Origin of the sequence: Prochlorococcus sp. (genome assembly GCF_965655815.1) — a bacterium.
Classification (GTDB): Bacteria; Cyanobacteriota; Cyanobacteriia; order PCC-6307; family Cyanobiaceae; genus Prochlorococcus_A; species Prochlorococcus_A pastoris.
Genome location: NZ_CBFHHZ010000006.1, coordinates 71,670 through 78,350, shown reverse-complemented (window position 1 = coordinate 78,350; position 6,681 = coordinate 71,670). Strand labels below are relative to the sequence as shown.

The 6,681-nt window shown below is 27.8% G+C and carries 7 protein-coding genes; 5 read left to right on the top strand and 2 right to left on the bottom strand.

Annotated features, from left to right (window positions below; translation table 11 throughout):
• Positions 1–1,811 (bottom strand): leucine--tRNA ligase (gene leuS, locus ACTF45_RS08035; RefSeq protein ID WP_438949746.1); only part of this gene is annotated, 1,811 nt, incomplete at its 3' end.
• A gap of 107 nt (positions 1,812–1,918) precedes the next feature.
• Between leuS and dapF the strand changes: the two genes are divergently transcribed.
• The 4 genes from dapF to ACTF45_RS08015 are packed head-to-tail and all read left to right on the top strand — an operon-like array spanning position 1,919 to position 5,834.
• Entirely contained in the window at positions 1,919–2,779 is an 861-nt protein-coding gene (gene dapF / locus ACTF45_RS08030; protein ID WP_438949745.1) for a diaminopimelate epimerase, read from the top strand.
• Positions 2,780–3,952: a cysteine desulfurase family protein gene (locus ACTF45_RS08025; RefSeq protein ID WP_438949744.1), complete on the top strand. Its 1,173-nt coding sequence runs from the start codon at positions 2,780–2,782 to the stop codon at positions 3,950–3,952.
• Positions 3,952–4,599, top strand: coding sequence for a DUF1995 family protein (locus ACTF45_RS08020; protein ID WP_438949743.1), 648 nt, complete (start codon positions 3,952–3,954; stop codon positions 4,597–4,599). Before ACTF45_RS08025 ends, ACTF45_RS08020 begins: the two co-directional genes overlap by 1 nt.
• Positions 4,600–4,601: 2 nt before the next feature.
• The gene (locus ACTF45_RS08015; protein ID WP_438949742.1) at positions 4,602–5,834 is read left to right on the top strand and encodes a D-alanyl-D-alanine carboxypeptidase; all 1,233 of its coding nucleotides are present in this window, start codon (positions 4,602–4,604) and stop codon (positions 5,832–5,834) included.
• Here the strand turns inward: ACTF45_RS08015 and coaD are convergent.
• Complete coding sequence (gene coaD / locus ACTF45_RS08010) at positions 5,831–6,310, bottom strand: pantetheine-phosphate adenylyltransferase (protein ID WP_288346890.1); 480 nt, start codon at positions 6,308–6,310, stop codon at positions 5,831–5,833. The genes ACTF45_RS08015 and coaD overlap by 4 nt on opposite strands.
• Before the next feature lie 59 nt (positions 6,311–6,369).
• On the opposite strand from coaD, the gene ACTF45_RS08005 reads away from it, so the two are divergent.
• The coding region (locus tag ACTF45_RS08005; RefSeq protein ID WP_438949741.1) for a flavin reductase family protein at positions 6,370–6,681 on the top strand (312 nt) is incomplete at its 3' end.

Here is a 6,681-nt window from a genome sequence, read left to right as displayed (position 1 = left end):
ATATCTTTAATATCAGTTGGAGAGATATATTTTCCTGTTATTGAATTTTTATAAGCTGCAGATTGAACCATACCTTGTGTCAAGAGCCTCTTAAATGGTTCATCAATATCAAAAAGATTATTGTCCCTTAGGGCTTTGGTAAGAAATCTTGCATAAAGCAAATGTAAAATCGCATGCTCTACACCTCCAACATATTGATCAACAGGTAACCATTTATTAATTTTTTCTTTTTCGAATGGCTTTGTTAAAGATTTGGATGAAGGATATCTTAAAAAATACCATGATGAACACATGAAGGTGTCCATAGTATCCGTTTCTCTACTCGCCAAATTACCGCATTTTGGACATGTGGTATTAATCCAACTTTTATTACTACCTAGAGAATTAATTTTATTAGAGGATATTTTAATCTCATTAGGTAATTTAACTGGAATATCCTTTTTATTTACTGGAACAGAACCACAATTAGTACACTTAATAATTGGAATTGGACATCCCCAATATCTTTGCCTAGAAATTAACCAATCTCTCAAACGAAATTGAATTTTATTTTCAGCCCATCCATTTCGTTCACCATGTTCTGAAATATATTTTTTGGCATCACTATTATTTAAGCCATCAAAATTATTTGAGTTAATTAAAAATCCATTTTCCGTAAAAGCATTAGTTAATTCGGTTGTACTTTTATCTTTATCCTTAATAATTACTTGTTTAATATCAATAGAATTAATTTTGGCAAATTCAAAATCCCTTTCATCATGTGCTGGGACTCCCATAACAGCTCCAGTTCCATATTCATCAAGTACATAACTTGCTATCCAGATAGGAATTTCCTTTGAATTTATCGGATTTATAGCTATTAAATTTGTGGGAATACCAATTTTCTTTTGATCTTTATCTTTACTTTCTTGTAAATAGATTTTTAAATTTTCTAGTTTACTTAAAATCTTATTATCAGATATTTTTTTAATTAAAGGATGATTAACTGATATTGCTAAATAAGTTACCCCAAATAAAGTATCAGGTCTTGTTGTGAATACTTGTATTTTTTTCTTTTTGAATTCTTTTATTTTAAAATTTATATTTGCACCTATTGATTTACCAATCCAATTTTCCTGCATTATCTTAACTCTTTCAGGCCACTCATTTAATTTTTCTAAATCTTGCAATAACTCTTCTGCATAATCAGTAATTTTTAAAAACCATTGAGTTAAAAGTTTTTTTTCAACTATCGCTCCAGATCTCCATGATTTGCCTTCTGAATCAACCTGCTCATTGGCTAAAACAGTATTATCAATCGGATCCCAATTTACCTCAGACTCCTTTTGATAAACAAGACCAGCTTTATGTAATTCCAAAAATAAAAATTGAGTCCATACATAATAATTTTCATCACAAGTGGCAAATTCTCTATCCCAATCAACAGAAAGACCTAATAATTTTAATTGTGATTTCATATGAGCGATATTTTGTTTAGTCCACTTATCAGGATTTATTCCTCTTTCTATCGCCGCGTTCTCAGCAGGTAAACCAAATGCGTCCCAGCCCATCGGATGTAACACTTCTTTGCCCTGAAATCTTTGAAATCTTGCAATTAAGTCTGTTATTACATAATTGCGTACATGGCCCATATGAAGGTTTCCTGAAGGGTAGGGAAACATGGATAAGGCATAAAATTTTTCTTTATTACTTGATTGCTCATCTGTATTATATAAGTTGTCGTCTTCCCAGATTTTCTGCCATTTACCCTCTATATCAGATGGTTTATATAAATTAGTTGCTCTTTTATCTGTATTTTCAGAAGTAATCACTTATTTTAGCTTTAGTAAAATATTATTTTAATATTGATTCTATAAAAAGAAATAGATTGTTAAAAGCTTTATTTTATAATTAAAATTTATTAGATATATATTTTTAAATGAACAATATAATATTTGAAAAATATCATGGTAATGGCAACGATTTTATAATAATTGATTCCAGAAATAGTAATATTTACAAAAAATTTCTATCTGATAAAACAATCGATATAAAAAATTTATGTGATCGACAATTCGGTATAGGTGGTGATGGCGTAATTTTCATATTGGAACCTGATAGAAATAATTACGCAAAGATGATTATCTATAATTCAGATGGTTCGGAGGCTCAAATGTGTGGAAATGGTATCAGGTGTTTAGTTCAATATCTACACAATTCCAATAAAGGTTCTAATAGCGTTTCTGAATATAGGATCGAAACAAAAGCTGGTATAAAAATTGCTCAATATAATAATGGCGAAATTACTGTAAAAATGGGAAAACCAATATTAGAAACTAAATCTATTCCAACAAAAATAGATACAAAAATCAATTCAATTCCTTCATGCCTCTTTAAAGAAACGAATTTTGAACAACAAGGATATGCCGTGGGGATGGGAAATCCACATTTGATATTTTTTCTTCAAGATATCACTAAAATATCACTTTCACTATTAGGTCCAGTGTTTGAAAAACATGAATTATTTCCTGAAAAAACAAATGTTCATTTTTCCCAAATAATAAATAGAGATAATATTAACGTACTTGTATGGGAAAGAGGAGCAGGAGCAACATTAGCTTGTGGAACAGGAGCTTGTGCTGTACATGTGGCAGCATACAAACTAGGTTTATGTAATTCAAAAACAGTAATAAATCTACCAGGAGGTAATCTTATAATTAATTGGTCTAGATCAGAAGATGAAATTTTGATGACTGGTAATGCAAAAAAAGTTTTTTCTGGAACATATATTCTAAAATAGATGGACAATAAGTATATTTATCTTGATAATGCATCTACTACTCCATTATCTAAGAATGTATTAAATAAAATAAATTCTACATACAAAAACTATTGGAGTAATTCATCCTCAACTTATAAATATGGAATTAGATGTGCGACATACTTAGAGAAAATAAGACTTAAAATAGCAAAGATTTTAAATGCAAATACAGAAGATATTGTTTTTACATCAGGCTCTTCAGAATCGACATCATTAGTATTTAGTAATCTTAGTGATAAATATAAGTGTGGAAGAGTTGTTATCTCTAATGTTGAACATCAAGCCACAATAATTTCAGCAAATAAGCTAAAAAGAAAAGGGTGGGAAATCTATAAATGGCCAGTTAATAGAGATGGGATTATAAATATATCAAACATTAATGAAGTAATTAAAAATAACACAAATCTTGTTTCGCTAATTTGGGGTCAGAGTGAAGTAGGCACTTTACAACCTGTCCAATTAGTTGGAACTAAATGCAAGGAATTAGATATTTTATTTCATATCGATGGGACACAGATATTAAGTAACGGTATTTTTAATTGGAAAGAACTTAACTGTGATCTATTAAGTTTATCCGCACATAAATTTGGAGGTCCTAAAGGCATAGGATTGCTATTGACGAATTCAAAATCTAGATTGTTATTAAAAAATAATGATATTTCACTTTCTCAAGAATATTCAATAAGACAAGGAACAACTCCTTTACCATTAATAGCCGGAATGTATCAGTCAATAAAAAATATTAAGGGAAGAATTAAATTCAATTCGTATAATGCCGAGTTCGAAAATAATAAAAAAGTACTGCTTAGAAAATATTTTATAAATAAAATAACTAATAATCCAAATATTAAAATTACTGGTAGTAGTACTGAAAGACTTCCAAATCACATATCATTTCTTTTATTTAATAAGAAATTAGAACCAATAAAAGCTTATAAAGTTATTAATTATATGTCTGATAATAATGTAGCTATAAGTAGTGGTAGTGCATGTTCTAGCTCCTCAGGAAAACATAGTCTTACTCTTGAAAATATGGGATATGATAGTAATCAACTTTATTCAAACATTCGTGTTAGTTTAGGATTTATGAATAAGAAGTCTGATATAGATAGATTATTTAAACTACTTCAAATTTGTATAAAAAAATTCTAATGAATACTATTTATGTGTTACCTAAGGATCTTAATGATGCCTTAAAAAATCTTGAAAATTCAATAATCTCTAGTTTAAAACTATCAAGTTTTCGATTTACTGTTGAATTTAATTTCGAGGGATTAAAATTTAATAAAATAGGTATAACTATTTATAAGATTCTTGCCAATTATTATAATAATAAAAAAATAAAAAAAAATGTTTTTCTTACTTATTCTGATCCAGGAGCTGTAGCTTTGGCTCAGAGGGATTATCCAGATATTAAAGAAAATATTTTTACATTTAAAGGTTTTAATGAATCCATTTATATCGATCAAGATGAATCAATCTTGATATCGATACTTCCGCAACCTTACGATTTTGATACATTCGAACCAATGTGTGATAACTTTAAAGGTTTGCATTATACTTTAAATCCAAAATTTGAAGATGCAAATATTGGGATAGGAAGTGTAATAAGAGAAAGAAGAAAAAACTTTGTAAAAACTTGGTATAACGTTTACTTTCTTCAACCAATTGATAATGGTGCATTAATGCATTCTTATCCAAACAATTGGTTACTTTTTAAGGAAATTAATAAAAGATATTTATTTAAAAAAGAATTTGATGAGAGACCTGATAATGAAACTATTTTTGTAAATTTATAGTTTTGAAAGTTTTTAAAAATTTTTATTTTTATATAATTTTAATTTTTGGATTATTAAGTTTTCCTCTTTTAATATGGAATTTATTAAATACTCAAAAAAGTAAATTATTAAATAACATATATTTTAATTCTCCAGGAATAATTAGGAATAACAAAAAGTGTATAAAGTATGATGAATTATTATTTAAATCGCTTGATAAGACTTTTAGCGTATCCATTATTAATGAGAATGGTGTTCTTATAAGTTCATATAATGATGATATATCAAGAATACCAGCTTCAAATTTAAAGTTATTTAGTACAGCATATGTATTAAATAAATTCAAACCCTCAAGAAGTTTTAAAACGTCAATATTTAGAAAGGGTAATGATAAATATTATTTATTAGGTCAAGGAGATCCTGATCTTAACTATTCTGATATTTATAAATTACTATCTAATATCACTAATAATAATAACGTTATCAATCTGAATATCTTAGAAATAAATTCTAATTATTATTGGCCAAAAGGTTGGACATATATAGATAAGCAATATGATTACGGAGCTCCCATTACAACCTTGGCATTAAATAGCAATGAGAGTAAATATGAAAATATTGAATACTTAAAAAAGACTATAGAAGATTATATTTTTAAAAAATTCCCATATGCATCAATAAATATTGACATTTTAGATAATTCTGAAAAATATTATTTGAATTCATCTATTGAATTGGAAACAATTACTTCTAATCCACTATTGTCGTTGATAACATTAGCTAATTCCGAAAGTCATAACTTCACTGCAGAATCACTTTTTAAAAATGCATCAAATTCTTGGAATGAAAATAATTATCTGAAATTAAAATATTGGTTGAAGAATAGAGGATTAAAAGTTGATAATTCAACTATTTCAGATGCAAGTGGTCTTTCTAGAAACAATAGAGTGACAACAAAATTAATATCAGAATTTTTGAATAAGATGAAATATTCAAAAAACTTTAGTACCTTCCAGTCTTCACTATCAATTATTGGGGTAAGAGGAACTTTAGCTAAAAGATTCACAAACTCAGAATTACAAGGTAAGTTTTTTGGGAAAACAGGTACTTTATCAAATGTATTTGCGTTATCAGGATATCTATATAAGGATGAGAAACCTATAGTTATAAGTATTATCCAAAACTCAGAAAATATAGATAGGGATAAGACATTTACCCTTTTAAAAAACATATATAAATTGGAAGAATGTATTTAATCTTTTTTAAAATAATTCTTTAGATCTCTTTCTACGGAATCAGGTACCATATGATCTATTTCACCTCCAAATTTAGCAACCTCTTTAACCAAGGAACTACTTAAAAAACTATAGTTTGTATTAGTAGAAAGAAAAATGGTTTCTATTTCAGTATTAAGAGATTTATTTGTATGTGCTATTTGAAGTTCATATTCAAAATCACTCATAGCTCTTAGCCCTCTTAATATTAAATTTGCGTTAACTTCTTTTGCACAATCGACTGTGAGACCCTCATAGGAAATAACACTGATATTTGATAGATGAGATACAGCATTTTTTATTTGTACTATTCTTTTATTAAGATCAAAGGTTGGTTTTTTACTAGTATTTTCTAGAACAGCAACAACTACATTTCCAAATAATTTTTCAGCTCTTTGTATTATATCTAGATGTCCATTTGTTAAAGGATCAAATGTACCTGGGTAAAGTATTTTCATAATTTAATTATGATTAGAAATAATATTTGGTTAAAATATGTATATTAGTTAAATCAATTATGACATTAAATCTTGAAGCAAAAAAAATCTTATTAAGAAAAATTCCACATGGATTGTTTATTTGCGGAGTGAAAGATGATGAGACTAATGAAGTAAATGGCTTTACTGCTAGCTGGGTTACACAAGGTTCCTTTACCCCTCCCCTAGTTGTTATGGCAGTAAGAGCTGAAGGATCCAGTCATGAAATAATTAAAAATACTGGAAAGTTTTCTTTAAATGTTCTGAAAAGTGATCAAAAGGATTTAGCAGCCGTCTTTTTTAAACCACAAAAAGCCCTTGGAGGAAGATTTGAATCTGTCGAATTTAATTTG

Bases quoted from the DNA above. Each gene is read 5' to 3' on its own strand.
- dapF (WP_438949745.1), top strand. From the start codon at position 1,919: ATGAACAATATAATATTTGAAAAATATCATGGTAATGGCAACGATTTT.
- ACTF45_RS08025 (WP_438949744.1), top strand. From the start codon at position 2,780: ATGGACAATAAGTATATTTATCTTGATAATGCATCTACTACTCCATTA.
- ACTF45_RS08020 (WP_438949743.1), top strand. From the start codon at position 3,952: ATGAATACTATTTATGTGTTACCTAAGGATCTTAATGATGCCTTAAAA.
- coaD (WP_288346890.1), bottom strand. From the start codon at position 6,310: ATGAAAATACTTTACCCAGGTACATTTGATCCTTTAACAAATGGACAT.